Source organism: Verrucomicrobiota bacterium, assembly GCA_038744685.1.
Lineage (GTDB): Bacteria > Verrucomicrobiota > Verrucomicrobiia > Opitutales > Puniceicoccaceae > Puniceicoccus.
The window spans coordinates 58,131-85,088 of the sequence record JBCDMB010000007.1 but is presented as its reverse complement, the minus strand read 5'-3'; the positions used below and the strand labels follow the sequence as shown (position 1 = coordinate 85,088).

At 52.2% G+C, this 26,958-nt stretch carries 24 protein-coding genes and 4 tRNA genes; 13 read left to right on the top strand and 15 right to left on the bottom strand.

Going from position 1 to position 26,958, the window contains the following annotated elements; genetic code table 11:
* Window positions 1-77: 77 nt before the first annotated feature.
* Entirely contained in the window at window positions 78-1,601 is a 1,524-nt protein-coding gene (metG, locus tag AAGJ81_06315) for a methionine--tRNA ligase (protein ID MEM0965742.1), read from the top strand.
* A gap of 27 nt (window positions 1,602-1,628) precedes the next feature.
* On the opposite strand, the gene AAGJ81_06310 is transcribed toward metG, so the two are convergent.
* The 3 genes from AAGJ81_06310 to AAGJ81_06300 form a co-directional block, all read right to left on the bottom strand.
* Window positions 1,629-2,861, bottom strand: a complete 1,233-nt coding sequence (locus AAGJ81_06310) for a hypothetical protein (GenBank protein MEM0965741.1) — start codon at window positions 2,859-2,861, stop codon at window positions 1,629-1,631.
* Between the two features lie 19 nt (window positions 2,862-2,880).
* Window positions 2,881-3,570, bottom strand: coding sequence for a hypothetical protein (locus AAGJ81_06305; protein MEM0965740.1), 690 nt, complete (start codon window positions 3,568-3,570; stop codon window positions 2,881-2,883).
* Between the two features lie 487 nt (window positions 3,571-4,057).
* Window positions 4,058-4,143: transfer RNA gene (locus AAGJ81_06300), tRNA-Leu, on the bottom strand.
* 89 nt (window positions 4,144-4,232) lie between these two features.
* On the opposite strand from AAGJ81_06300, the gene gcvT reads away from it, so the two are divergent.
* Genes gcvT through AAGJ81_06285 form a run of 3 tightly spaced genes read left to right on the top strand, consistent with a single transcriptional unit; the run spans window position 4,233 to window position 7,913 of the window.
* Window positions 4,233-5,336, top strand: a complete 1,104-nt coding sequence (gene gcvT / locus AAGJ81_06295; GenBank protein ID MEM0965739.1) for a glycine cleavage system aminomethyltransferase GcvT — start codon at window positions 4,233-4,235, stop codon at window positions 5,334-5,336.
* A gap of 26 nt (window positions 5,337-5,362) precedes the next feature.
* Window positions 5,363-5,749: a glycine cleavage system protein GcvH gene (gene gcvH, locus AAGJ81_06290; protein MEM0965738.1), complete on the top strand. Its 387-nt coding sequence runs from the start codon at window positions 5,363-5,365 to the stop codon at window positions 5,747-5,749.
* The gene (locus AAGJ81_06285; GenBank protein ID MEM0965737.1) at window positions 5,712-7,913 is read left to right on the top strand and encodes a DUF3857 domain-containing protein; all 2,202 of its coding nucleotides are present in this window, start codon (window positions 5,712-5,714) and stop codon (window positions 7,911-7,913) included. Before gcvH ends, AAGJ81_06285 begins: the two co-directional genes overlap by 38 nt.
* A gap of 77 nt (window positions 7,914-7,990) precedes the next feature.
* Here the strand turns inward: AAGJ81_06285 and AAGJ81_06280 are convergent, their stop codons facing one another.
* From AAGJ81_06280 to AAGJ81_06270, 3 genes are read right to left on the bottom strand one after another with little or no spacing between them, the layout of a single operon-like run.
* Window positions 7,991-9,061 (bottom strand): hypothetical protein, encoded by a 1,071-nt coding sequence (locus AAGJ81_06280; GenBank protein MEM0965736.1) that lies wholly within the window; start codon window positions 9,059-9,061, stop codon window positions 7,991-7,993.
* Window positions 9,062-9,101: 40 nt separating this feature from the next.
* Complete coding sequence (locus tag AAGJ81_06275) at window positions 9,102-9,998, bottom strand: DNA glycosylase (protein MEM0965735.1); 897 nt, start codon at window positions 9,996-9,998, stop codon at window positions 9,102-9,104.
* Window positions 9,985-10,524, bottom strand: a complete 540-nt coding sequence (locus tag AAGJ81_06270; GenBank protein ID MEM0965734.1) for a hypothetical protein — start codon at window positions 10,522-10,524, stop codon at window positions 9,985-9,987. The genes AAGJ81_06275 and AAGJ81_06270 overlap by 14 nt, the downstream gene beginning before the upstream one ends.
* Before the next feature lie 103 nt (window positions 10,525-10,627).
* On the opposite strand from AAGJ81_06270, the gene AAGJ81_06265 reads away from it, so the two are divergent.
* Together AAGJ81_06265 and lnt are read left to right on the top strand one after the other, a co-directional pair.
* Entirely contained in the window at window positions 10,628-11,947 is a 1,320-nt protein-coding gene (locus AAGJ81_06265) for a hypothetical protein (GenBank protein MEM0965733.1), read from the top strand.
* A gap of 37 nt (window positions 11,948-11,984) precedes the next feature.
* Window positions 11,985-13,586, top strand: coding sequence for an apolipoprotein N-acyltransferase (gene lnt / locus AAGJ81_06260; GenBank protein MEM0965732.1), 1,602 nt, complete (start codon window positions 11,985-11,987; stop codon window positions 13,584-13,586).
* A 63-nt stretch (window positions 13,587-13,649) separates the two neighbouring features.
* On the opposite strand, the gene AAGJ81_06255 is transcribed toward lnt, so the two are convergent.
* From AAGJ81_06255 to AAGJ81_06235, 5 genes are all read right to left on the bottom strand, one after another.
* Complete coding sequence (locus AAGJ81_06255; protein ID MEM0965731.1) at window positions 13,650-13,928, bottom strand: hypothetical protein; 279 nt, start codon at window positions 13,926-13,928, stop codon at window positions 13,650-13,652.
* 10 nt (window positions 13,929-13,938) lie between these two features.
* Window positions 13,939-14,133 carry a hypothetical protein gene (locus tag AAGJ81_06250; protein MEM0965730.1) on the bottom strand — a complete coding sequence of 65 codons (195 nt, stop codon included), beginning with the start codon at window positions 14,131-14,133 and terminating at the stop codon, window positions 13,939-13,941.
* Window positions 14,130-14,387, bottom strand: a complete 258-nt coding sequence (locus AAGJ81_06245; GenBank protein MEM0965729.1) for a hypothetical protein — start codon at window positions 14,385-14,387, stop codon at window positions 14,130-14,132. The genes AAGJ81_06250 and AAGJ81_06245 overlap by 4 nt, the downstream gene beginning before the upstream one ends.
* Entirely contained in the window at window positions 14,380-14,700 is a 321-nt protein-coding gene (locus tag AAGJ81_06240) for a type II toxin-antitoxin system Phd/YefM family antitoxin (protein MEM0965728.1), read from the bottom strand. The genes AAGJ81_06245 and AAGJ81_06240 overlap by 8 nt, the downstream gene beginning before the upstream one ends.
* 223 nt (window positions 14,701-14,923) lie before the next feature.
* Window positions 14,924-14,999: transfer RNA gene (locus tag AAGJ81_06235), tRNA-Ile, on the bottom strand.
* 256 nt (window positions 15,000-15,255) lie between these two features.
* On the opposite strand from AAGJ81_06235, the gene AAGJ81_06230 reads away from it, so the two are divergent.
* The 5 genes from AAGJ81_06230 (at window position 15,256) to AAGJ81_06210 (ending at window position 18,906) form a co-directional block, all read left to right on the top strand.
* Window positions 15,256-16,074 (top strand): PEP-CTERM sorting domain-containing protein, encoded by an 819-nt coding sequence (locus AAGJ81_06230; protein ID MEM0965727.1) that lies wholly within the window; start codon window positions 15,256-15,258, stop codon window positions 16,072-16,074.
* A 34-nt stretch (window positions 16,075-16,108) separates the two neighbouring features.
* The gene (locus tag AAGJ81_06225) at window positions 16,109-16,672 is read left to right on the top strand and encodes a hypothetical protein (GenBank protein ID MEM0965726.1); all 564 of its coding nucleotides are present in this window, start codon (window positions 16,109-16,111) and stop codon (window positions 16,670-16,672) included.
* Between the two features lie 180 nt (window positions 16,673-16,852).
* On the top strand, window positions 16,853-17,173 hold the full coding sequence (locus AAGJ81_06220) for a hypothetical protein (GenBank protein ID MEM0965725.1): 321 nt from the start codon (window positions 16,853-16,855) through the stop codon (window positions 17,171-17,173).
* Window positions 17,174-17,214: 41 nt separating this feature from the next.
* On the top strand, window positions 17,215-18,228 hold the full coding sequence (locus AAGJ81_06215) for an SgcJ/EcaC family oxidoreductase (protein MEM0965724.1): 1,014 nt from the start codon (window positions 17,215-17,217) through the stop codon (window positions 18,226-18,228).
* A gap of 33 nt (window positions 18,229-18,261) precedes the next feature.
* Entirely contained in the window at window positions 18,262-18,906 is a 645-nt protein-coding gene (locus AAGJ81_06210) for an HAD family hydrolase (protein ID MEM0965723.1), read from the top strand.
* 339 nt (window positions 18,907-19,245) lie between these two features.
* On the opposite strand, the gene AAGJ81_06205 is transcribed toward AAGJ81_06210, so the two are convergent.
* The 3 genes from AAGJ81_06205 to AAGJ81_06195 all read right to left on the bottom strand — a co-directional run bounded on the left by AAGJ81_06205 (window position 19,246) and on the right by AAGJ81_06195 (window position 21,914).
* Window positions 19,246-19,330: transfer RNA gene (locus AAGJ81_06205), tRNA-Leu, on the bottom strand.
* A 258-nt stretch (window positions 19,331-19,588) separates the two neighbouring features.
* Window positions 19,589-19,664, bottom strand: a tRNA-Thr gene (locus tag AAGJ81_06200).
* Window positions 19,665-19,790: 126 nt separating this feature from the next.
* Window positions 19,791-21,914: an ATP-binding protein gene (locus tag AAGJ81_06195; GenBank protein MEM0965722.1), complete on the bottom strand. Its 2,124-nt coding sequence runs from the start codon at window positions 21,912-21,914 to the stop codon at window positions 19,791-19,793.
* 116 nt (window positions 21,915-22,030) lie between these two features.
* Between AAGJ81_06195 and AAGJ81_06190 the strand changes: the two genes are divergently transcribed.
* Complete coding sequence (locus AAGJ81_06190; GenBank protein MEM0965721.1) at window positions 22,031-23,662, top strand: ABC-F family ATP-binding cassette domain-containing protein; 1,632 nt, start codon at window positions 22,031-22,033, stop codon at window positions 23,660-23,662.
* Between the two features lie 69 nt (window positions 23,663-23,731).
* Here the strand turns inward: AAGJ81_06190 and AAGJ81_06185 are convergent, their stop codons facing one another.
* Complete coding sequence (locus tag AAGJ81_06185; protein ID MEM0965720.1) at window positions 23,732-26,227, bottom strand: DEAD/DEAH box helicase; 2,496 nt, start codon at window positions 26,225-26,227, stop codon at window positions 23,732-23,734.
* A 217-nt stretch (window positions 26,228-26,444) separates the two neighbouring features.
* Here AAGJ81_06185 and AAGJ81_06180 point away from each other — a divergent pair, with 217 nt between their 5' ends.
* Window positions 26,445-26,945 (top strand): type II secretion system protein, encoded by a 501-nt coding sequence (locus AAGJ81_06180; GenBank protein MEM0965719.1) that lies wholly within the window; start codon window positions 26,445-26,447, stop codon window positions 26,943-26,945.
* Window positions 26,946-26,958: the final 13 nt, after the last annotated feature.

Sequence of the window (26,958 nt, the reverse complement as noted above, 5' to 3'; positions counted from 1 at the left end):
CCCAATCTCCCTCTCGGTCGGAGAGGCGTATTCAAAGGTTGAGTTCCTCCTTGGTAACGCATTCGTTCGGATTCTGAATGAAGAAGTTCTACATTACGACCGCAATTGACTATGCGAATGGTAAGCCTCACCTCGGGCATGCCTACGAGAAGGTGCTTACTGATGTAATTGCACGAACCCGTCGTATGTCAGGGGAGGATGTTTATTTTCTCACTGGGATGGATGAACATGGGCAGAAGGTCCAACAATCAGCCCAACGGGAAGGGGTCGAACCGATCGAGTACACGAACTCTATCGCCGAAGATTTTCAGGCACTTTGCCGCGATCTCAACATTTCGAACAACGATTTTATTCGAACAACCGAAGAACGTCACCGTGTAGTCGTGCAAGGCCTTTTGCAGAAGCTTTATGATGCGGGCGAGATCTACCTAGCGGAGTATTCAGGGTTTTACAGCACACGCGCTGAACAGTTTGTTCTCGAAAAGGACAAAGTAGATGGAAAATGGCCTGAGGAGTTTGGCGACGTCCAGCCCATCACCGAGCGCAACTACTACTTCAAACAGAGTAAATATCAGGAATGGTTGATCGGCTTTCTTCGGGATAACCCGGACTTCATTTACCCGCGCTATCGACTGAAGCAGGTTCAGGAGTTTTTGAAGGAACCGTTGAATGACCTCTGTATTTCGAGACCAGTCGAAAGACTATCGTGGGGAATCCCCCTTCCTTTTGACGATGGTTTTGTGACTTACGTTTGGTTCGATGCACTGGTCAATTATATCTCTGCTATCGGATACGGTAGCCACGACTTTGATGAATTTTGGCCTGCAGACTATCATGTGATCGGCAAGGACATTATGCTACCGCCTCATTCGGTTTACTGGCCCATCATGCTGCATGCCTGTGGGATTTCGTTGCCTAAACACTTGTTGGTTCACGGTTGGTGGACTTTGTCGGGTGCAAAGATGTCAAAAAGCACGGGGGCCGTCGTCAACCCTCTGGAGATGGTCGAGCGTTTTGGAGCAGACTCCTTCCGTTACTTCGTGATGAGGGAAATGGCGGTTGGTCAGGACAGTGACTTTTCCGAAGAGCTTTTTCTTAGCCGCTATAATGGGGAGCTCGGCAACGACCTTGGTAATCTTCTTAGCCGTCTGCTGAATATGGGCGGGCGATTTACGGACCACAAAATTCCCGAAAGCTCGATCAAGGAAAGTCCCGAGCAAGACTTGCAGGAGACATGGAAGAAGAACTGGTCAAAAGCGCGCGAAGCCTACGATGGTTTTCTGTTCCATTTCGCGTTGGAGGAGATCTTTGACTTCATCAAAAGCATCAACCGATACGCCGAAATCAGGGCGCCGTGGAAGCTTGCGAAGTCCGAAGCTGAAGAGGACCGTAAAGAGTTGGAAACCTCACTTGCCTTCATGGCAGAGGGCCTTCGGCTTGCGGCTGCTGCCCTCACACCGGTTATGCCTGAAGTGAGCACAAAGATTGTCGCCCTACTTGGATGCGAGCCCGTCGCCGATTGGAGCGAAGGAATGGAATGGTCGGACCTACTTGCGGGCTCGACCCTTGGTGAGAAGACGATCCTCTTTCCCCGTCCATAGAGCGAAATTGTCTGACTTGGACGGTTGCTACTCGCCTTCTTGAGCTCCAAGGATCCCGGTAGCTTCCGGGATGATAAACTCCGGTTCCGGAAGATCCGCGTTCGGGTCCTCCGCAAGGATCCGAACGTCACGGGCCATCGCTGCGGCGATTCGGGCCTCACTGGCAAACTCTTCTGAATGGAGTTCATAGTCGTCCCTATCGCCATCGAGAAGGGCCTGAAACTGAAGACCAAGACTGCGAAAAGCGTTGTAGAAAATGGGATTAACGCGGGGAAGCACCGCATCGATCTCAGCAAGTCTCCCCGTAGCAGACTGCCGAATCAAAGGGTTATCTCGATAATCCCACAACCCGCTCGCATCGGTAAATATCGGCTGTCCGTCCTCGATCAGTTCAAAACGATTCAGGAGGAAGAGTTGTTTCCCAGTTCTCTCGATTGGTAGGACGATACCAGTTTCCCGGTGAACGAGATCCTGAAACCCAATCACCCACCACGCTTCGATACCCCCCGAGAAACCCCCGCGGGACTCGGCCTGCTTCTGGAGCGAATCTACGGCAGTCTCTCCCTCGACAACTGAGTCGAAGACGTTTCTCAACTCTTTGTCGGTGGGTAGCGACCGGATCAAAAGCTCGATAAACCAGAACGAGGCAATCCGATCTGCGGTAGTAAGATCGGAAAACTCCTTTTTGGTCGTGAATTCTTCGAGTGAGACCATAGGGGAGTCTCGACCGAGCTCCCTTAAGTATTCGATCAGAGATGGGCGGAGTGCCACCTGCACTCTGAGATCAGCTCCAGCGATCAGCCAGGGGGGAACTTCCTCCGCGCGCCTGCGGTCTGAAACAGTAAAAACAATCTGTTTCAGGTAAGTTTCGACCAGAGCCTTCGTGAATACGGATATCGATAATTCTGGAGTCCAGTTCACCGCGATTCCGTAGTCGCCGGCAATATCCTGATAGAGGAGATAACTCTCTCCTTCGAGATTTCCCCGTCCCTCCGGAGCGAGCTTTACAGCAATTTTCGGGATACGCTCCAGGGGTGGTGTAAGCAACTCATCACAGACTTCCACTACTTTGCGTCCGATTACACGGGCAATCTGAAGAGACCCTTGGTCTGCAGCGACAAAGTCAAAGACGCCTGCGCTGCCTTCGAAAACCGAGGGCGAAGGTGCAAGAGGAGGCTGGACCAACTCTTGAGAAAAAACGAATCGTGGCGAGACGATCGATCCAGAAAGGAACAAAAGAAGTAATAAGCATCTATTCATTTATGCACACTCGGTAGGGTTACCGGATCGTAATGGCCATTGAGTTTCCATCGATCTCGATGTGGTCCACGTTCGTCCAAGCTTTGGCAAGAAGGGAGTCCTCTACCATATTGCCAATAGCTTTTGTAAAGCGGTCGACTACGAAGCTCGCTGCAAAAGCTGGCATTCTGGCTGAATTGATCCACGACTCTTCCACCGAAAAAGAAGGCTTCCCGTCCTTTTGAACAAACTCGCCTATCGAAACGAAAAAACCCTCACCCTTCATTCCAAAAAAAAGAATATCGAAGGGCACGAGGACCTGAAGTTTGCTTTCGACGAGATTGAAGTTGGGCGTGTCTGGCAGAATCGCATAGGTCGGTTCGGACGAGTTACTCAATGCCTGCTGCTTTCCGAGCGTTAGATTGAGGTATTCATCAGCGATCTCGTTCAAATCCCCGGCCGTGAGGCTAACCACAGATTCTTCGCTGTTTGAATCACTCAGTTGGCGCATCGCTCGGTTCAAATTTGCCCCGGGCGATTGAATGCCCAAGAGGAAGGTAGGTCTTCCGTCTGAATCCGGACTAGCAACCGCGTCAGCAGTGCGCACGAATGTGGGGATAAAACGGACTTGATAGACGAATCCAAGGACCACACCGACTACCACTGCGGCCAAGACAGTCGAGAGTACAGCAGCGAGCGATGCCTCTTTCTTTGTTTTCGGTGGAACCATGAAGAATCGAAGGGTGCGGAACCGTTTGGAAAATTGCAATTCTTAGAGCACTTCGGCGGACAGCCTTCGTCTCTCATGCTCGTGTCTACCATCGTTTTCCTTGTTCCCCCAGGCGAAGCCAGCCGTAGTGCCGGACCGTTAGGTCCGAGACGAAGGCTACGTTCAAAAGTGCTCTTTATTGGTAGGTCCTCCTGCGTCCGCGACTTGGTCGCGGCACTTCGGCGGATAGCCTTCGTCTCTCGTGTTCGTGTCTACCATCGTTTTCCTTGTTCCTCAGGCGAAGCCAGCCGTAGTGCCGGACCGCTAGGTCCGAGACGAAGGCTACGTTCAAAAGTGCTCTTTTTTCGTAGGTCCTCCTGCGTCCGCGACTTCGTCACGGCACTTCGGCGGACAGCCTTCGTCTCTCGTGCTAGTATCTACCATCGTTTTCCTTGTTCCTCAGGCGAAGCCAGCCGTAGTGCCGGACCGCTAGGTCCGAGACGAAGGCTGGTACCCGGGGTGGGAATCGAACCCACACTCCCAGAGGGAAGCAGATTTTGAGTCTACCGCGTCTGCCTATTCCGCCACCCGGGCACTCTCAGATCCGTGAGAAAACGTCTCTTCTTCAAGAGAGTCGAGAAAAATTCAGCCAAACCGATTTTCCCTTGCCTGTGGTAGGATTTGTGGGGACTACTCTACTAGTGTCGGATACGGAATCGATTCTAAGGCGTACCTCTTTCTTTGAAACCCATGTTGCGGCGAGTGCAAGAATTGTGGATTTTGCGGGATGGGAGATGCCGGTCTCTTACCGAGGGATCCTGGAAGAGCATCGTCAGGTCCGGGATAGAGTAGGCGTCTTTGACGTTTCCCACATGGGGGAATTCATGGTTTCCGGTTCGCAGGCAGATGAGTTTCTAGATTATGTGCTTACCAATCGCATCGGCAATTGTCCTCCCGGTAAGGCAGTCTACAGCCCCATGTGCAATGAAGCGGGTGGAGTGGTTGACGACTTGATTGCATATCGCCTGACCGAAGACTCTTTCCTCGTCGTTGTAAACGCGTCGAATCGAGAAAAGGATTGGCGGTGGATGAACGAGCGGTCTGGACTTTTCGACGTTTCTTTGGCCGACGAATCAGAGGATTGGGCGCTTTTAGCAGTTCAGGGCCCACAAGCAGTTTCCTACCTGAACGATGTGCTTGAGGTAGACTGGAGCGGCGTGAAGCGGTTTCACCTGTTACAGGCCGAAGTCGCCGGCATTTCTATCGTTGCCAGTCGAACAGGCTACACTGGAGAGGATGGTTTTGAACTGTTTGTGAGGGCAGAGAACGCGCTGGAGCTGGCAAAGAGATTGAAAGCGGGAGATACGATCGAATGGATTGGTCTTGGAGCGCGGGATAGTCTTCGACTCGAGGCGGGTCTACCGCTGTACGGGCATGAGTTGACGGAACAGATCTCACCGGTTGCAGCTGGCTTTGGTTGGGCTGTAAAGGAAGAGAAACCGCGTTTTGTTGGGAAAGATGCTCTTCAGCTCGAGAAACAGATCGGTTCGGAACAAACCGTTCGCTTTTTTACCGTTGGGGATCGGCGGATCGCTCGCGAAGAGATGCTTTTATACTCGGAAGATGAAGAGATTGGAAAGGTGCTTTCCGGCTCCAAGAGTCCGATTCTGGATAAGCCGATTGGTTCTGCCCTAATCGATGCCTCTTTTACTGGGGATACGGCGGAAGTTGACTCGAGAGGTAAACGGCTCCCTGTCATTTTTGCTAAACCACCCTTGCACCGATAATTTCTACCGAATAAAAGCCAGAGACAATGAGCAACACTCCTAGCGATCTTCAATACACGAGAGACCACGAGTGGGTGAAAATTGAAGCAGGTGTAGCCACCGTAGGAATTACTGACCACGCTCAGGAAGCGTTAGGCGACATCACTTTTGTCGAGCTGCCAGACGTTGGTTCGGAGTTCAGCTCAGGGGACACTTTTGGCGTGGTGGAGTCCGTGAAAGCCGCATCAGATATTTATCTGCCGGTTGGAGGAGTAGTTGAAGGCGTGAATAGTGATCTCGAAGACTCTCCAGAGACTTTGAATTCAGATCCTTACGGAGAGGGTTGGTTGATTCGAGTGCGAATCTCTGAAGACGCAGCAACGGACGATCTGATGGATGCGCAAGCCTACGGCGAATATTGTGAGAACGAGTGACCGGGCCAACCGGTCAAGACTCGGTTCCGTTCTGGCCTGCCTCATTTTATCGCTATATCCGTCTGTCGTTGCGGGCCAAAATGAAAAGGGGGTCCAGAAGTCTGCGAGTCCTGAATGGGCAGATTTTATAGACGCTTTCGAGGTTTCTGATAGCACGCCGTATTCCGCTGGTGGGGTTTTTTACCACTTGGTTTCACACCATTTGCGGGCGAATGAGAGGGCAATCTTCTCCCGCTACGTCTACGAGTTTCAATCACAGGTGGGTTTGGAGGATAATAGCACGTTAGTCTGGAACTTTAACCCGGAATTCGAGACGCTTGACTTGCACTGGATCCGAGTTTTTCGGGACGGTCAGTGGATAGATGTGTTACCGACTCTCGCTCTTGAGGTAGTCGATGCGCGAACAGACGTCAGTTCGTGGTTCTACGATGATTCGAAGGATGTCCGTGCTATTCTCGAAGACGTTCGGGTAGGGGATGTGCTCGATTACGCGTTTACGATCCGTGGGAGTAATCCGGTCACAAAAGACTACTATTCCGAGTCAGTCTCTTTGGGCTACTCGGTGCCTGTCGGTGAAATTCGCGTTCGGTTCGACTGGCCCCTCGGCAACGAAGCTCTTCGTTATAAGACGTTTCCCGAATTGATCGAACCTGAGGTTCGAGAGGAGGGTGATCAAAAGACCTTCCTCTGGAATCTTGTCGATGTGGCCCCGGTAATCGTCGAGGATCAACTGCCTTCTGGGACGGAGGTGCTTCCTTGGGTTCAGTTTTCGGACTGGCCTGACTGGTCAGCAGTCGCGGATTGGGCGGTAGAATTGTATCCGCTTGATTCTGATTTGCCTCTTTTTTTGGAGTCCAAACGAAAGTCGATTTTGACTGAGGGAGGAACCCCAATGGAGATGGCGACCAAAGCGCTGACTTTTGTTCAGGACTCAATTCGCTACGTTTCAATTCCGATAGGCCCACACTCTTATAAACCCTACCCGCCCAAGAGAATAGCGGAGAGACGCTATGGTGACTGCAAGGATAAAAGCCTTTTAACCGTGCTCTTGTTGCGAGGTCTTGGTCTCGAGGCATGGCCCGTTCTTGTCGATAGCGTGGATCGCAGCCTCGTGGTTGATCGTTTACCAACTCCCGCCTCATTTGATCATGTAGTGGTTCTGGCGATGATTGAGGGTGAAGAGGTCTGGATGGATCCCACCAACAGTCATCAAGGTGGAGTGTTGCCCGAGCGTTTTTTCTCCGACTACAGCTTTGGTTTGGTAGTCGGAGATGAGACTACCGGATTGATCAGTGATGTAGGACCACAGGGAGAAGAGTTTTCCCGTTCGACAATTCAAGAGCAGTTTTCCTTGGCGAGCTTTTCTGGTCCTGTAGAATTCAAGGTGGTGTCCGAATATTTCGGTGAGGAGGCGGATTCGCTTCGCTGGAACCTGGCTGACGACGGTCTCGATTCTTTTGCCAGAAGCTACCTGAATTACTACGCCGAACTCTATGATCGTATTCCCGATTCGGAGCCACTTTTGGTGAAGGACGAGCGAGAGGAGAACATCCTCACGATCGAGGAGACTTACCGTTTCGATACTTTGTTTCCGGATGAGGCAGGTTCGACTACCGTTACGAATTTTCCTGCTGAGGTCATTCGCGACAATCTGGCTTACCCTCCGGAGCGGATCCGCTCGTCAGCTTTCTCACTTCCTAGGCCACTTAATTTGGAGCACAAGATCGAGATTCAGATTCCGGACCAGTCGGAATTCGAGGATGAAGATTTCTCGGTAGAGAATGAGTGGTTCCTCTACGAAGGAAATGTCCGGCAAGAAGGAAATCTCCTGATCCTCTCCCATCGTTATGAAAACCAACTGGATTTTGTGTTGAATGAGGACCTTGACCGCTACGTTGAGGATTTGAATGTGGTAGATGGTTGGCTCGACTATTATATTGAGGTCAACCAAGACAGTTCGGCGTCAGGTAACGAGACACCAAGCTCTTTCTTCGCAGCCTTGCGGGATACCTTCTCTACCCCAGTTGAAAACGCTGAAGCCGAGGCAAAGGTCTCTTGGACTAACCAAGGTTACATTTCAGGCAGCCACGCGGTGGCCTTTTGTATGATCTCATTTCTCGGTGGAATGCTCTTTTTTAGAATGATACGGGGTAAAGCTTCCTGATGGAAACCTACACGGCTTTCAAGAGGTCCCGGCCGAAACTCGACGGGTAACCTATCCATACAAGCCAGCTTTATCCTTTATCCACCTGTGCTTGGCCGCCGCAATGGATCGTCACCCCAAAGGAGCATTTCTACCCCAATCCTGAAACCAAACTCGGCGTCCCAGTCTTCATCTTGATCCCACTCGATGAGGGGAACAATGGTGTAGAATAGATAATTCTTGTAGAGCCGACCCTTTCGAAAAAGCGATATTTCGTAAGTGAGCGGCTGAACGATATCGCCTACGACACGACCTCTTGCGCCCCATCCATCAGCAACATCCGAACCCCGCACCGTTCTGCCATAGTCGCGCTCATCGATCAGAAGTGGAACATATCCAACAACCGTCGAAGACTCCCACCGATAGCCTCCACCATCCTCACCGAATCGCGAATTGTCGGGATCGTTGGCATCGTCAGAATCGTCCTCCTGCTCTCTTCCATCCCACCTAAAGGAGAGTGTCTGACGAAACAGCCAACGATCTTGCCACCTGTCCCCAACTAAAGATCCCAAATAGCCAAACTTATCTTTACTGTCCCAAAAGAGTTTCACCCGCGGATATAAACTCCAATGGGTCCCGGCGTCGTATTTGCGACTCCACTGAACATTAGCAAAGACCTCCGGCGGCCATCTTGCCTTCACGCCGAGTGAGGTGTCCCAGTTTTTGAAGAGATCGCGGGTGGCACCGATCCGAAGGGCGTTATTCGACTCCAAAGGATCGTCGCCCGGCAAAGCGGCCTGATCTTCAGTTGTGACAAACAGCCTTAGGCGGTGCTCAAGGTTGGGCAGGTGGACGTCCGTTTTGAAATCGACCACCGGTGAAATTTGGAACCCGTTGCCTTTTCCGAAATCGAACTCGGAGAACAGGCCTAAACGAAATCGGGAAGGAGGCAATGGAATCGGTTTCTCGCCGTCGGGAACAAACTGGTCGTCGAACCATTCTACCGAACCGTGAGATTTGCCGTAGATGTAATTGTGGACCGAATCGATCCAATTGGTGGAATCTGGGTCATCAGCTCCAAAAATGGGCGCGAACGCTTTTCCGTAAATTTGCAGAGGTAAAGGTGCGAAGACCAGTGCCAAGCAAAAGCCGGCCGAAGTGATTCGCATCTTCTGAAAAGTCATTCGCTGAGAAATTGTGAAAACTCTTTCACTGCGCGAGGTTTTTTCGGGCATGAGCGAAAAGAAACTGCTGGGCAAAACCTGCGGACATTCCAAAGTGGGCTGCAGCAAAAGTCTGTAGCTGATTCTCGCTGTAGTCAGTCAGTTGATACTCCTCGACCAAAAAGCGGTGGATCCAGGTATCGATTGGAAATGCCTCGAGCCTTCCAAGTCCAAACAAGAGCACACAATCTGCGATTTTCCGACCGACTCCGGGGAGGGTCATGAGGCCTTTGCGGGCTTCGGCAGTTGATTTCTCTTCCATTTCCTCCAAAAAACAGGGCTTCGCTGCCAGCACCTTAGAGGTCTTGTGGATAGACCTTGCCCTGTATCCGATTCCGCATTCGCGCAACTCCTTTTCAGGAACCTCTTTGAGCGTCGACCACTCGGGTGGCGCGTGGAAACCACTACCGAGCGGATCACCCCATCGCTTCGATAAACTTCGTAGTCCTTCCCGAATTTGATCAATCCGTTTCAACGGGCTAAGGAGAAAGGATAGCAAGATCACTCCGCAGTCCTGCCGGAGTATCCGAAGCCCCATAAAATTCTGGATCGCCGACTGTAAAAGAAAATCCGACCTCCAAGGTAAACGGTCCGTCAATTCTTCAAAGTCTGTCGATACCGCAAATAGACTTTCGATTGATGCACAAGCTTCTGAGGAGGGACCACTCAGGCATCCCCAATTCAATCGATTGTCGGAACCGAGCACTAGCCGGAAGACTTTCCTTTCCTGCACGCCAACCCAACAATTCTGGCCGGCTTTATCCCAGAGAAAAGACTGTCCCCCAAGAAGAATTTCGGAAACGACCTCTTCGCCTCCTGTGATGGAGAAGGGAAGTGTTCCGGTGCAAACACTCGATTCGGAATGCACGCTAGTTAGACTCATTGACTTCACCGGAGGATGGGTCGTCTGCGGCGACAATCTTCACCTCTGGAGTCCAAAGAAAACTATCTCTTGAGTAGAGAACGGTTCCTTCCTCGGACTGAAAGGACAGTTGCCACGCTATTGGGTGGAACTTTCTCCCCGGCCAGTCCTCTCCCGTGATGCCCAGCCAAAACACCGATCTCTCCCTCTCCGCTTCCGAAATCGGGAATTCGTAGTGAATCCATTCGGGAGATCCGGGAAGCTGCACCGTGAGCTTTGCCACACTCGGTTGATCGGGAAGATCTTCGCTCGGAACGATCCAATAGTAACCCTCCCTTGAGTCCGGGCTTGTCCGCAGATAAACTCTTCCCCCAACGGGTTCCCTGCCTGTGAAAAATTCGCTGATTCGGGTAAAATCTTCCTCAGTGGAATATCTTTGCTCGACGAGTTGCTTCGAGACGTCGTTCTTGCGGGAGGAGCACGAAAACCCGGCACCGATGACCATTGTAATTAGCAAAAAAGACGTAAAGGTTTTCGGGTAATTCATCGGACGATACGCACAGGGAAATGGTTGACCTCCAGTGAGAAAGAACGATCCTCTATGGAGCTAATCCTTGTCACAATCATACACCGCCTACTTTTGTGAATTCATGTCTACCCGCAAGAATTTTGATTTTTCAAGCCTGTGTCCTGCATTTCTCTCACTGGCGAATAAAAGCAGCCTAGCGATTTTCGCGTTTGCAGTGTTTTTGCCACTGCAGAGCGTTCTCTTGTCGGAAACCGATGCCCAGCTCGACTCTGAGAACGAGGTGATTGAGGGCCCGGATGAAGAGGGACCGGAGGCGGCCGCTGAAGACTCCAAGCTAGCCGAGGAGGCGGCAGGCACAGATACCGCCCTCGATGAAGAGGTAGTCTCTTCCAATGCCGCTGCAGAGGATACCCAAATGGCTAACGAGGCGGCTGCAACCGACGGCGCACTGGATGCAGAAGGTGCGGGGCTTGATTCGACAACTAATGATGCCCAGCTTGACGATGGGATCAGTTCGGGGGTCAGTAGTGTCGCGGATCCGTCTGACGCCTTGGTTGCTGTAAGGGGTGACGCTGAACTCGGTTTGGGTGTCGTCGTCGAGTATGACGGGAAAGTGGTTGTCATGACCTCATTGTCCTCGCTTGTAGGCAATCGTCGAATCGTTGTAAACACTGCTGGAGGCACGGTCGTGCCAACAGGCCAAATCATTGCCGCCCAGGATCGGGATCTCGCTCTCATCGCAGTCACAGGCTCCGGGGATTCGATACCAGTTACCGAGGTCTCAATTGATCCAGAGATTAGTGATGGAGAAGACCTCACTATTCTCTCCCCACGAGGTCAGGTTGAAGTTTCCGTGAGTCAGGTTTCTGGCAATCGGATCAACTTTAAGGCTCTTGATGGTAGGGTTTATTCCGGTTCTCCTGCCGTTGATGGTGACACGGTGGTTGGAGTTTACAGTCCGGCGAGAAACGTAAGTCTCGGCACGGGAAGCCGCTCGAACGAAGATCTTTGGCCTGTGGGGATCGTTCCTCCATCTGCCGGTATTTCTTGGGAAGGCATTGATCTGCGAACAGTCGCGAGTGAAAGGGAGAGGCTCGACGAAATTCGCAATCTAATTGAGCAGCTCGCTGTTTTTCTGGGCGTAGGATCTCGAGACACCCAGGTGACTCTGCAGAGACTGCTGTCCGCACAGAGTCGCTTGAAGGATGGCTTGCAGCGGTCCGGACAGGACGTTGAGAAGGATAGGGCTCGTTCTAGCTTCCTCTTCTCGGTCAACAGCACTGCCGGCAGCATCCAGGGCGACCTGCAGGAAGCGGAGGAGAGTTATTACAGCTACTTCATCCCTGAAGTGAGGGCGCTGATGGATTTTTACGGTCCGGTAAACAAGAAATTGCAGGATTTGGCTCGGAACCCCCGAGGGGTCGACTCCTTCGCTCGTTAAGAGTTGGTCAAACTGACCGCCCGCCAGGCGGTGCAGAGTGAACGTGGCACAAGAGGAGAAGGAAAAAGGAGGCGTTCGCGCATCTGGGTGGTTTCTCACCGGGATGATCGTGCTTTGCGCAGTTTTGCGGTTTTGCCTCTTTCCTCCCATCTCACTTGCCGAAGCAGCTTACGTTTTTCTTGTTCCGCTACTGCTGGTTGACTGGTCGAGTGCCTCAAAACGGCGTGTCTTCCTTCTTGGCTGGCTTTCCGCTTTTCTCTTCTGGACGGCATCCTTGATCTGGTTGCGGCATGTCACTGTAGCTGGGACTCTGGGGCTTTCGGGTATTCTAGCGGTCTTCTTTGGAATCTGGCTAGTGGCCTTCGCCAAGTTGATTCGACCTTCCGGCCGGTGGTGGATCTCTTTGGCTGCTGCATCCCTTTGGGTCGTTTTAGAGTGGGTGCGCTCCTGGATCTTTTGGGGATTTCCTTGGAACCCGGTTTCGGTTTCGCAATGGAACCGACCAGCGGTTTTATCACTGGTTTCCGTCACCGGAGGATGGGGACTATCTTTTCTCCTCGTCTGGCTGAACGTCGCCCTCGCGGAGTGGCTGGTCCGACCCTTTACAGAATGGAAGAGGAAAGGATTCTTGCCGTTCGCGCGAAGGGTCCCACTGATGGTGGTACTTCCGCTTGGCATTCTTATGGTGAGTGCGGGATGGTTCTTTTTTACGATAAATGATCGGGAACCGTCGCAGCCGATTCGGGTAGGCTTCGTCCAGCCCTACCTCTCGATGAAGTGGGATCGCGAACAGGTAAGTGCCAATCTCGATACTCTTTGGGAGGAGACCCTGGCGGTCGGTGACGACGAACCCGATCTGATTCTTTGGCCCGAGTCATCGACCCCGCTTCCCATCGTAGGCAATGATGGCCTCCGGATCGGTGTGGAGCGTCTCGCCACCCGTATTGGTGCGCCGATCCTCATGGGAAACATGGCTTTTTACCGAGAGGATGAGTACTACGAAAACGGCGTCTTCTATGTCGATCCCGAGGATGGATTAGCGGAAGAATATTACGCCAAACGCGAGCTGGTTCCCTTCGGTGAGTTCATTCCCTTTCGGCAGTTTCTACCGTTTCTCGAAACCGTAGTTCCGATCGGATTGGATTGCCGACCGGGCGACCGCCCGGTTTTGTTTCCCTTCCCAGTAGAAGGACAGACCAACGAACAGATTGGTGCGCTCGTTTGCTACGAGGATGTCTTCCCGGGACTGGCCCGAAGCACCGCGGCCGCAGGTGCCGACTGGCTCTTCGTGGCCACGAACAACGTTTGGTATGGCGAGGAAGCGGGTGCCTACCAACACGCCGTCCACGCAGTTCTCCGCGCCGTAGAAACCAGACGCCCGATCCTCCGCAGCGGCAACGGCGGCTGGTCCGGCTGGATCGACGAGTGGGGGAGGGTGCGGTCGGTAGTGGAAAACGAAGAGGGAACCATCTACTTCCGAGGCGGTGAAGTCATCCCGGTAGAACGCGAACTAAGATTCGCCGGCTACCAAACTCCCTTCGTGCGTTGGGGCGACTGGTTTGTGGGGCTTTCCGCTGTAGTCCTACTCGCCTCGATTATCCGATTACTCTCCACCCGACAAAACAACCAACCCCAGTAGCATGACGACGGCAGTCGTTGTGAGAGGCCGCAAACGAGTTCCAAATGCTCCTACCCACGCACGTTAAAAAAGCGCAGGCAGAAACAAAACCCCACCGATAAGCGCAACCACCGCAAAAACTTTCACGCCATCTCCCAGGGATCGAAAGAACGACCACAGCAGCCCGGCTCCGATCACACCAAGGGAGACGAGGTACGCCACCTTTAGCTCATCACCGATACCCGTCTCAAAGATCACCCGTCCCGGGTTTCGGGCGGAGATGGTCAGTGCGATGAATCCTAAAACAGTACTGACCGAAGAAATAACGATCCATCTCAGAAACGGATTTTCTTTCTTGGTCATAAGAATGTGGTCAATCCCTTAAAAGGAAAAGATTCAGGCCTGAGCCTTCATAGGCCACAAACCCCTTGTCGAAAGTGACCATCTGCAGGTCATTGCTAATCGCCATTGCGGCCAAGTAGGCATCCATCCAGCGATTCGGTGAGGGTTTTGGAGAACGCGCCAGTGCAAGCCACGGGGCCCGGGTGCCTGGCACCTCGTAGGTCATACCGACAGCCTCATCGCGCAAAGTCTCTGCCAGAAATTGAGCTGCCGATTCATTACTTTATGTTGCGACAGACAGGCCTGCATCACCTTCGTCTGGGTAAGTAAACGTAATAGGCCCATTTCCGTCGGACGACAGAAATTCAGATCACTGGCCAACAAGTCTTCGCTCTCATACCAAGCACGGGCGACGGCATGTTGTGAATGGCCTTCCAAAAGAAGCGCCAGCCACGAATTGATGTCGAGGAGCTTACTCACCGCCCTCGCCAAACTCAGCTAACTTCACCAACTCCACCATTTCCATAGGAGAATAGCGAGTGCCGGAGCCCTCGTGCGATTTGCGGACAACAGGAAGCGACTTTGCTGCCAAGGCAGCTCTCTCCTGAACTTGGGACGGGAATCCCGCCTTGCGTGCCGGAGCTCTCCCAGATTTGAGACGGTCGTACTCCGCCACCGACAAGATGACTGCGGTGGGATGCGTATGCTTTTCAATGAGCACTGGCTCATGCTGTGCCGTTTGGAGAACGGTTCCCAAAGACTGTTTAGCTGTATTGGATGAAATAGTCTGCATTCGTCCATTTTTATTCGGCGGATACCGTTCGTCAAGGAAACGCCTCGGACTTTGATTGGAATTCCTTTGAAGCGATTAGTGTCATTGGAAGTCCGAGACGCTTCGTGCTGTGAACCATCCCGGCGTTGTGTCGAGCAAAGCGCTGCGCGAGGTTTTCGGTTGACCCTATGTAATACCTATTCGAGGTTCCCTTAAGAATATAGACTTCAGCCATTCGTAAAATTGGTGGGCCCTCGGGGATTCGAACCCCGGACCAAAGGATTATGAGTCCTCTGCTCTAACCGCTGAGCTAAGAGCCCCCACGAACCCGAACTATCAATATCTTTTCACCCCTTCGCAAGATCGGAAACCATCCAATCCCTTGAACGGAGGACGAATTTAAGTTGGTCTCTCCGTTTTGCTACAAAGACTTGTTCAACCGAATCTAGTAACCAAGCGCAGTCCGGCCGACTCGGAGCGATTGTGGAAGCGTTCGTTCCTTTTCCTTGTTTACACTGGAGAGTAGCTGTCCCATAAATCCAGAATCCAAACAACGATCTGTTCGAGGAAACTACCATGAGAAATGCCATTCCATATCTGTTGCTACTAGCGACAGCCCAGAGCTTACCGGCTGTCATGAACTTGTATGAGATTGATGCTTCCGGGGTTGCGACCAAATCGCCTTTCCTGGATGTCGACATCGGCGCCTTCGCAACTTGGATACTCGAGGACGGCGACACACTCTCTGGTACTCCAATTAGCGGTAGTGTCGATGTAACGGGCCTCGATCCTGGAGACTCGCTCGTGACAATTTCAACATCGTCTTTGACAAATATACTCGCTTTTTCAAACGATGGCGACCTCTACCAAATCACGACAGCCGGCGTGGCTTCCAAGCCTGCTTTTCTGGATGTCGACTTCGGCGCCTTCGCAGCTTGGATACTCGAAGATGGTGACACACTCTCTGGTACTCCAATTAGCGGTAGCGTCGACGTAACGGGCCTCGACCCAGGCGACTCTTTAACAGACATTTCAACGTCGAGTGCCGGATTCGTGGTCGCGTATTCAAACGATGGTGACATCTACCAAATTACGACTACGGGTGTGGCCTCCAAATATTCTTTTCTGGACGTGGACTTTGGGGCTGTAGATTCATGGATTCTTGTAGACGGAGATACACTCTTCGGCACTTCAGTCTTTGGGAACCTAGATGTAACTGGTCTCGACCCAGGAGACTCATTGATATCAATCTCATCGTCAGATGGTTCAACTGTCTATGCATTTGCCATTCCTGAACCCCAGTCGGCGCTTCTTTTTGGTTTATCGATTTCGGTTTTTGTAACTCTGCGTCGCCGAATCAAACAGACCGAACAAGGCACGGTAAATCAGCATTGACTCCCGTGTCCCGAGGCCACTTGATCCACGACCTGTGAGACGGATTGTTTTCATTGGGGCGCTGGCAGGTTTGCTTTTTGGGCATACCGCTAACGCTGTGCTCCAGCTCCAAATCAATCCGTTTACGAATGAGTTCGCTCTGGTGGGGTCGGATTTTGTTGACGCGGGGTTTGCGCCCAGAACGGTTTCTTGGGAGTTTGCTCTTTCCAATGATCCAGACCCACTTCCCCAAGTCATCATCTACGAAAATGATTTGGCATTCTCGCTCTTTGAGGGAGAGTCGGAATCCGTTGAAATCAACCTCCGTGTCAACTCTGGTACGCCCTATTTCTTCTTCAGCATCCGAGGAACAGGTTTACCGACTACCGCTACCGGTTTAGGGTTTTTCCAGTCGTATGGTGCTCTCAGTGCCACGAATCAAGACCTGCTAGAGTCCGCAATCGGAAACACTATGCCGGTTTTCTTCAACGGGAATGGGGGAAGTGCAAACCCAATTTCTGTGGTTCAGGTTCCGGAGGCGGCTACAGCGGGACTGTTCTTCGGCCTCTTTGCAGCGTCGGGCGTCTTGCTTCGGCGCAGGCGGTCTAGGCGGGAGTAGGCGAGGTCAGTCATCGGTCTTCGCGACCGATGCTACGATACCTTTGGGGCCAATGTTACGTCAGGCGGGCGTGCACCGTACCACCAGCTTGTTGAAGCCAATTTGGCGGCTGTAGTCCTTTTCCACCTCCATGCAAGGCTCCTCTTCCACGACGGTGATTGTTGAGACCGTTTGGGAGATTTGAAGGAGGAAGCAGCGCATGATGCCGCGGGCGTGATGGGCACCGAGGCAGTTGTGGTGGCCGAATCCGAAGGCGGCATGATAAGTTCGAATGCCGAGAGAGGTTTCCTTTTGAACGCGTGGTTGACGAGCCTTTGTGAGGGGAGGGACGGGCTTGTCCCGTCCGGTAATTTTGGGCGAAGGACCACTCCGACGCGCGGACCACGCGGCGTGTCCGCCGAAGCTCGAAGAGCGAAGGAGGAAGGTGGTCCCTCCCGAAGAGTCGATGCACTTGCCCCATGGATTAAATTGGACCCTGCCGAAAATGCTCGTGGTATTTAGGATGGCAGAAACGCGCGCCTAGCGTTTAAACTTAGCCGATTATGAAGGTGTTAGCGCGCGTCCTTGTCCTTCTTCTTGTCGTAGGCTTGTTCTACATGTTGTTTGTTCCAAAAGTTGGATCAACAGGAAGGCTAGTCCCGAGAGCAGTTGTAAAGGCCGACATGAAGAGTCTCGCGATTGCATACAATACCTACGTGATCGACGCGCCAAGAGTTCGCCTCCCGACCAGTAGTAGCCGACACGAACTAGCGGTCACATTTGCCAAGGAGGCGTGGTTGAATGAGAGCAGTCTTTACTTCTTTGGGGACGATGCGGAAGAGTTTCGGGAACAACCTCTCGTTCTGGACGGGAACTACGTCATGGATCCGGAGGTATTTGAAAAGAAGGTGATTTTCGATTTTGCTGTTCCGTCTAGTAAGGACGTTCATTCGAGCAAAATTCCGATTCTTTGGGTCAGTGGCCTTCAGGAAGATGGGACGTGGTCCGAAGACTCTCTGTTTGACGGGGAGGGTGGCCTTGTTGCGTTTATGGACGGGCGTGTCCAGTGGTTCGAGAGAGCCGATTTTGCGAAATACGGGACGGACGAAACCACCCAAAATTACCTTGAGGCGTTGCCGCCGGGTTCTCGCATCTTGGGAAGCTCCGTTACGGTTGTGCCTGAGGAGCTTCCCGAGATTTCGGATTCCAGCCCCGAAGAAATCAGACAGGTCCTTCAGGCTTACGTCGACGGTCGTCAGGCGAGGGATCTGGAGGCGGTTGAGGCGGTTTTACATCCAGAGGTCGATCAACTGACCTCCCGTGGCGAGTGGAGGAGGGGAGTAGAAGGGGCTACCGCAGGAATGAAACGAAGCACGTCAACCAATCCCGGGGACCGCATTCTCACCGTGGAATCGGTCCGTTTCCTTCGTCCTGACGTAGCTCTCGCCGATGCCCGCTACACGATTAAGGGGATCGATGGCCCGGATCGATGGCTTTGGAGCAGTTTCACTTTAGTAAAGGGCGAAGATGGACAGTGGCTGATTACATCGATTCGGAACCAGAAACCGGCAGAGTAGTGGATGTAGCCCCTCGGCCCCTTTCTATCTCTTATGATCCGCGCAGCCATCTTCGATTTAGACAATTGTCTCGCACCCGCTACTGCTGTGGGTGAAGCGCTCTTTGAGCCTGCGTTCGCAGCGATCCGAAACGCCAATCACGGAAACCTGTCCGAGGAGAAACTGGAGACGGCTTTTGATGAGATTTGGCGGCATCCGTTGGATTGGGTGGCCGAACGGTATGGTTTTACGGACGAAATGCGGTCGGCGGGTTGGCAGGTGTTTCAGACTTTAGAGGTCGCAATACCTATGGAGGATTATGGAGATCTTGAGGCGCTGGATGGCCTGGGGATGGATTGCTATCTTGTCACCTCGGGCTTTCGCAAACTGCAGGAAAGCAAGATTAAGGCGTTGGGCCTTTTCCGTTTCTTTCGGGAGATGATTGTGGATGGGATCGACGAATTGGATCGACTAGGGAAGAAGGGTTACTTCGAGCAGATCATCGAGAGGGGGCACCTGAATGTGTCTGAGGTGCTTATAGTGGGCGATAATGCCGACTCCGAAATTGCCGCAGGCAATGATCTCGGGATGTTGACCTTACAAACACTAAGACCGGGGGTCCCTCGAACGAACAACGCGGATTACCACATTCCCTCATTGTGGCAGATGAAGACTGTTCTCGAGTCGATCAATTCGTAAGAGTTGAAGCCCGCCTTCGCTCTACGCACCGTTCAAGCGAAGGCTGCGGTTACTTGCTAAGCCGTAATCTCAAGCGTTCGGACTCTCTGATATCGTATGCCCGGCCTAGGTCCACTCCTCCGTCGTGGTACTTCGTCGGGCAGCCTTGGTCCTTGAAAGACCTACGGGAATACAAAGCCGCAATGGTAAGGGCGGAGCCAGCCGAAGTGCCGATCCCGTCTTTTGCTGGCTTGCCAAGTCGTAGCCTTGAGCGTTGGGAAGTCGGTGGGTTAAGGCCCGCCTACGCTCTTCGAGACTCCGCGTGACAGCCTTCGGCCTGCGCTGCGCTTGAGCGAAGGCTGGTGCCCGGGAAGGGAGTCGAACCCTTACGCCTTGCGGCACTGGATCCTAAATCCAGCGTGTCTGCCAATTCCACCACCCGGGCGAGTTTCACGGCTTTTGCCATTCAACCAAGCGACGAGCGTAAGGATGCCCGTTGTCGATTAGCAAGGGCAATTTGATGGCTTGCTAAGCCGTAACCTCAAGCGTTCGGACTCTGTGATATCGTATGCCCGGCCTACGTCCACTCCTCCGTCGTGGCACTTCCGTCGGGCAGCCTTCATCCGTGAAAGACCCCTGGATTTCAAAAGCCCCCTGTCCGTCATCCACCCATTTTAATAACCGTTAATGGAACGGGAGGTGGTGGAGCCACCTGTCGGGATCGAACCGACGACCTGATGATTACAAATCAACTGCTCTACCAGCTGAGCTAAGGTGGCGACGATCGTTTGAAGGCTTGGGGAGCGAAGTTAAGAAAGCAAGTCAGGAGCACCTGTTTTTCGTCGAATTTGGCCTCCGAGTTAGACAGGCAGGGAAGACCACACTTAGATTTCCCGAGTGATCTTCTAGGATCTTGATCGTTCGAATCTCTCGATCGCGTCCTGCAGCTTTCTTTTTGATACAGGTTTTACAAGGTAATCATCCATTCCAGAGGCTTTAGCCTCGTCCCTGTCGGTCTGAGTTGCTGCCGCTGTTATCGCAATCACGTACGGTCTGGATCCGTTTGCTCGTGCTAAAATCTCTCTGGTTGCCAGAAACCCGTCCATTCGTGGCATTTGACAATCCATTAGGACAAGGTCAAAAGGGCCATCTTTCTCATAAGTCATCACCCCCTCGAGGCCGTCTCTTGCGCAGGTAGCCTCGAGGCCGAGGCTCTTCAGCTGTAAGCTGGTAACCCGTTGGCTGATTTCGTTATCTTCTACAATGAGAATCTTTGGCTGAAACTTCCCTTGCGATCCTATTGTTTTGGCTTCGTTCGAAAGTCTTGTAGTTTTTGCAGGCTCCAGTACGGATTTCACTTCTGCATTCTTCCTTTGGCAAGGTAGCTCGACACAAAATTGACTCCCTACACCCATCTCGCTCTTGAACCAGATCTTACCCTCCATCAACTCGGAGAGTCGCCTGCAGATTGCCAGTCCGAGGCCAGTTCCGCCATAAAGCCTCGTGTTTGAGGAATCCGCTTGTTTGAAGGATTGGAAAACTGAGGCCCTCGCGTTTTCGGATACGCCGATACCCGTATCGGAAACAATTAAACGCATGTGGCTCGCCTTGCTGAAAGCAGTCTCTAGGCGGAGAGTCACACCTCCTTTGGAGGTAAACTTAACGGCGTTTGCAATCAGGTTGGTGATGATTTGGCGGAACTTCTCTGAATCTCCGTAGACACTCCGTGGAAAACCTTTCTCGACTTCCAAGCAGAGGCCAATGCCTTTCATTTCAGCGTTCGCTCTGAATAAATCGATGACCTCTTGAGATACGGTTTGCGCTGAAAAGTCGTTGAGGCAAATCTCCATCTTACCAGCTTCGATTTTCGAGAAATCAAGAACATCATTGAGTAGGTCGTTCAGGCTGTGTCCACTCTTGTGGATTGTGGTGAGAAACTCCCGGTGTTCATTGTTTTCGACCTCATCGAGCATGATTTGGGTCATCCCCAGAATCCCGTTCAAGGGGGTTCGGATCTCGTGGCTCATGGTAGCCAAGAAAGAACTCTTAGCGGTATTTGCCCGAATCGCTTCCATTGCGGAATCTTCGGCTTTCACAAGGGCATCCTTAAGACTTTTCTCAAAGAGGCTCTTTTGAAGTGAAATCCCGAGGCTACCTGCGATGGACTGAAGAAGGTTAGTCTCCCGGACCGACCATCTGCGTTCGGATCGGCAATCGTCAAAACCGATCACCCCGTAAAGAAGTTCATTGAGGAAAATTGGAACCATCAGGATGGACTGAACGTCCTGAGCCCTTAGAAAATACTGCTCCTTGAGAGGTAAACTACCCACGGCAACTTCAATGGTTTCGCCTTTTTTCAGCAGGCTCGACCATTCGGCAAACACCCCGCCTGAAGCGGAGAAGTTCTGCATTTCGGGAATTTGCAATAGCGGTCGAAAGGCTCCCGAATTCCATTCGTATTTGATACTAAATACCCCTTTCTCTGGATCAGAAACGGGTTCTGAATAAGTAAAAATATAGGTTCGATCAACTTCGCTTGCTTGACCTAGGAGCTCAAGGATTTGAGGTATGGTAACGGAAAGACTGGAGGAATGGACCAGAATCTGGTTCGCCTCGGCAATACATCGGAGTATCTGTTCGGTCCTTTTTCGTTCAGTAATGTCCTCTTTAATTGCAACAAACTGTCGGGTCTTTTGATGATCATCGAAAACTGGAAAAATCGTCGCGTGCTCCCAAAAAAGAGTGCCGTTCTTTTTTTTGTTTTGAAGTTCGCCAGTCCATGTGTGGCCAGAGGAGATCCTTCTCCAAAGTTCTTCATAGACTTCCTTGGACTGCCTTCCCGATTTAAGGATACGGGGATTTCGCCCGAGGACCTCTGCGCTCGAATAACCGGTCTTGTCGAGAAAGGACTGATTTACGTACGTGATACGTCCACGAGTATCCGTGAAAATGATCGCACTTGTGCTGAGTTCGAGAGTCTTCACCAGAGCGTTAATACTCTGTGATGCTGAGCTCTGTTTCTTTTCCATCACCCTTTCAGACAAAGCCTTATCTATCTTTGGTTAGCGGTGTGTTGTCAATATACCCTTTGGATTCGGGCGGGAGGGAGAGGGAGTTTGTATTCGTGTTTGCTCTTCTCGAAACCATGTCGCTAGAAAGGCGGATGATTACTTTGCGGGATATTACGCTGGCGTATGGAGACCGGAAACTCTTCAACGAGGTCAACGTGACTATTGGGTCAAGGGATCGGATCGGCCTCATAGGGGTAAACGGTTCCGGGAAATCAACTCTGATAAAACTACTCCTTGGAGAAGTGACGTCTGATTCTGGAGAGGTCGAAAAGCCTGGATTCGTGACGCTTGGTTATCTTCCTCAAGACGGCATAGAGTGTAAGGGCCGCACCTTGTTCAAGGAGGCAGAGCAGGCATTTGCAGACGTTTTATCCCTCCAAGAAAAGATCGATGAAGCGACTGAGAAAATGTACCAACTCGATCCAGAGGAGGAAGAGTACTACGACCTTGTGGACGCCATCGGAGAGTGGGAGCAGCAGCTTGAAGACCATGAGCCTGAAAAGATGAAGTCCCGGATAGAGCGGGTCTTTATCGGATTGGGCTTCTCGATGAATGACCTCAAGCGCGACACCGGAGAGTTCTCTGGCGGATGGCAAATGAGAATCGCTTTGGGGAAGTTACTCCTCCAGAACCCTTCCTTACTCCTTTTGGACGAGCCAACCAATCATTTGGACATCGTCTCCCAAACCTGGTTGGAGGGCTACCTGAAAGAATATCACGGAGCCCTGATGGTGATTTCGCACGATCGCGCCTTTCTGAATTCGGTAACTAACCGGACTTTCGAGCTGAAATTCGGTAACTTGAATTCGTTTTCTGGAAACTACTCCTTTTACGAGAAAGCAAAGGCTGATCTTATTGCTACCCAGCGCAGGAAGGCGGATAACCAAAAGAAGGAGATTGCCCGTCAAAAAGAGCTCATCACTCGCTTTCGGGGCAACCAGAAGAAAGCGGGGATGGTTCAGAGCCGAATCAAGCAGCTCGACAAGATGGAGCTGGTCGAAGTGGAGCGGGATGAGAAAAGGATCTTTTTTCGTTTTCCGGCCCCACCTCCTGCCTCACAGAAGGTCGTTGAGTTGAAGGACCTCTACAAGTCCTATGGCGACATCAAGGTTTTTCAGGGGCTTGACCTCAGAATCGACAAGGGGGACCGGATTGCAGTTGTCGGAGTCAACGGGGCAGGGAAGTCGACTCTTGCCCGAATCATCGCTGGGGTGGAGCCAATTGACTCGGGAGAGATCGACAAGGGAATCCAAACCGTTTTTGGCTATTTTGCGCAACAGCAGGCGGAAGAGTTGGATCCCAACAAAACCGTAATCGAGGAAGTGGAACAATCGTGCACCGGAGACGGAGAGGCGAATCCAAAGGCAGCCTTAGGTGCCCTGCTTTTTTCAAAAACTGATCAGAGTAAGTCAGTTCGGGTCCTTTCGGGAGGGGAACGAAACCGGGTCGCCCTAGCAAAAATGCTCATGCGCCCGTGCAACTGCGTGATTCTTGATGAACCGACCAATCACCTTGACCTGAGAAGCAAAGAGGTCCTCCAAGATGCCATCAAGGAATTTTCAGGGACAGTTATTCTCGTAAGTCACGACAGGGATTTTCTCGATCCAGTAGTCAATAAAGTGCTTGAGGTTCGCCCTGACGGAAGCCGAATGCTCACCTGCAACGTTACCGAATATGTCGAGCGGGTGCTCAAGCAAGGAGAATGATCCGCTCTAAGGAGTTGGGTCTGTCCGGCTGATTTATTTCGCCATAAAATCCTCTCACAAAGGCCCTCTTCACCCGAAGGCAATCCGCTGTCGCTGATGAAGTGTTAGGGGAGGGAGGGAGTCCAGATCGACCGCCGAAGAACTTGCGACGAGATGCCGCCTCGCCTCCTCCTGCAAGGCGAGCCAACGGTCCCAAGCAAAATCCGGCGACCCTACGATTTGTCTTAAAACCGACCGCCATTCGAGAACAGCTCGCTGGACATCGCCTGACCGGACATGGTCTGTCTCAAAATCAGTTGGCTTTCGGGCGTCGAGAATAACCGCAGCAACGATTTCGGCTGCGCCCTCACCGTATTCTGTGGGGACCCCTCTCGTCAGGTAGCCAGGAATAGAGCGCCACCCATATCGTAACCTGCTGATGTCGCCAAGACGACCGTCGGCTTCGTGTAGGTCGGCAAACCGGTGACCGGCTCGTAAATTCGCTAGCTGGAAGACCAATTCCTCCACTTCAAGCGAGTTTTCTTCGAGACCGGCAGCAATGGCCAATCCTTCGCCTTGGGCAAAAAAGCTGAACACCACTCCACGCCGCGTGGGCTTCAGAAAACGGTCCACTAGCCCTAAATCGAACCAATTGCGCGCTGGTCGTCTCGGTTTGTCATCCGCGCCACCACCAAGTGCGATCCGTAGGTCGTGTTCATCAAAATGATCACGTTCTCTCAAGGGAGGGTTGATAAGAGCGCGTCCGAGACTATCAATACGGCAGAATGCTTCGGCGTTAGAGTAGTCGAGGTAGGCGCGAATCTGGTCGTTCTGTTCCTCCCATCGTAAAACGGTCCCACCGCCAGAAACTCTGGGTAGGAGAGGGAGGATACGTTTTTCCAGCCAATCCAAAGAGCAATTCCACCGGGGTTTAGGAAAATCGGCGTTTTGTTTCCACTCTTCGATGAGTAGACGGCGAAACGACTTCGTTAGGCGAACCGTATTCTCGTTTGCCTCTTTGGGGAAATGGGCAAGAACGACAATCCTACCAAACTCGTGTGAATTGGGATGGGGAAGACGGCACAAACTGCCAACCTGAAGGGTTTTTAAAACGGTAGAGGATCGAAGAGCATCTCCCCATTTCTTTCCGTCAAAAAATTTTGCTTCGGAAAGGGGAATCCGGCGCTTCTTTCCGAGTCTCTCCCAAGTTCCATCGGGAGTCAGCATCTCACGTTGTTTGGTGGCAACGGGCATCCTGCTTGTCGTGACTTGGGGATCTCGAGCAGGCAGTGGATCTCTTAGCCCCAAATTGAGTCTCCCAGAACTGAGGAACCGTTGATTTAGTTGTTCGAGGTCACTGCGGGAGTTCGTGCCCAGGGTAGCACTCAGCTGGAGATTGCTGAGGCAAGCTTGCCAGTCGATCCTTCGGTTTGGCGAAAGGTCAATTGAACGTCCGTCACGAAGCCGGGGTTTGTCAGCGCCTGTCAATACATACCCTACCGAATCAATCCCTCTCCGTCCGGCGCGCCCGAACATTTGAAGCAACTCATCGGATCGGATTCTGCGCACCTCATCCCCGAACCGGTAGTGGGTTTCGGTGACCAGAACCGATCGCATGGAGAAGTTAATTCCCGCGGCGAGACCTGTTGTGGCGACGACCACTTTCATTTGACCGGCCTTCGCAAGAGGTTCGATCAGGCCTGCCCTAAGGGAATAGTCGAGCCCACTGTGGTGAAGTGCGACTCGCCTTCGGAGCAATTTTCGGATCGGTCCCCGCGCAAGTTTTGATTGTTCGGCCGTTAACTCCAGTGGTTCGGACGCAGGAAGAGCAGCTGCTAGACGCATTGCGATTTCCTCTGCAGATTGACGTTGCGGGGCAAAAATGAGCACGGGTCCGAGCCCTGCTGCGAGGGCCTTTGCAATCCTGCGGGGCCAATACCCTCTGACCCCGGGAGGGACTTTCTGGCGAAGTGCATCCAGGTGAACCTCTTCGAGCGGAACTGGCCGATCGCGACAACGAACTAACTCCGCTTTGCGAGAGAGTCTTTGCAACCATTGAACGATCAAGTCCGGATTTGCGGTGCTCCCGCTCAAAAGGAGGAGCTGAGTTTCGGGAGGTGCACAGGCAATCGCCATCTCGTAATGAAGCCCGCGAAGAGGATCGTTGAGCATTTGGTACTCGTCGATTACGAGCAAATCCGGACCCTCACCGTTCAAAAGAGCCTGTCGCTGCGTTTCCAGCGTCGCAACAATTGTAGGTGCTTCCAGATTCTGCGAGAGATCACCCGTTGCAATTCCTACGTTCCAGCCTCTCTCCCGCCATTCCAACAATTTGTCGTTGGCGAGAGCTCGTGTTGGGACTGTGTAAATCGCTTTTCCAATACTGCCATTCTCGACCAGCTGCTCGAAAACGAACGTCTTTCCGGAACCGGTTGGCGCATCGATCACCACATCGCGACCTGCCAGCAAAAGACGAATGGCATCCTGTTGCCATAAATCAGGCACTAAGATGGACGGATTCAGCGAGGAAGACTGCTGTCGGTTCCTTCTAAAGTCCGGATGAAACTGCGGAAATGCTCCGCTCATCTCTAAATGGTTGACGGGAACATGTGGGAAAGCAAGGCAGATCCATAGGATGGCTTTCCAAGTGAAACTTTACACTGTTGAGAAGAGGAAGTTGGATGAGTCTGCCGAAGCAATTCGTTGGCGGTTGAACTACTTTTATTACTCGACACTATCCCGCATCCTCAGGACCGATCCAAATTTTTAGAGACAACAGGCAGCACAGAGAGAGAGTCACCTAATGCGTAGCCACAAGATCAGAAGTCATCAGGAAGGTCTTACCCTTCTGGAGATTCTTCTCGTGATCGCGTTGATCGGCCTCCTTGCTGGCTTCTTACTCACCGATTGGGGAAACGTTGCGGATTCATTTGGGAGAAGGGGATGGAAACAGTCGATTGAGGAAGCTTTTCGACGAGGCCATTTTCTTGCCGAGACCAATGATCAGTCCATTCGCCTGCGTTTTGATTCAGAGAATCGGGTTTTGATACTCGAGGAGGGAGCGAATGGGACAGAGCTGGAAACAGTAGATTTGCCCAGTGTGGAAACAATTTCGATCGTTTCGGGCGGCAGGCCTACAAACGGTTTTGATCGAGACTTCTTCTCTGTTCGATTTGGAAGGGATGGATCCGCACAGATGATTACCTTCGAGGTAGAGCGGGATTCGGGCTCGACGCTCCTCCACAATCACCCGTTTTCTGGCCAGCTATTTGAGGGAGAACGGGATGACGATGGATCCCTTTAATCGAAGTGCCCTT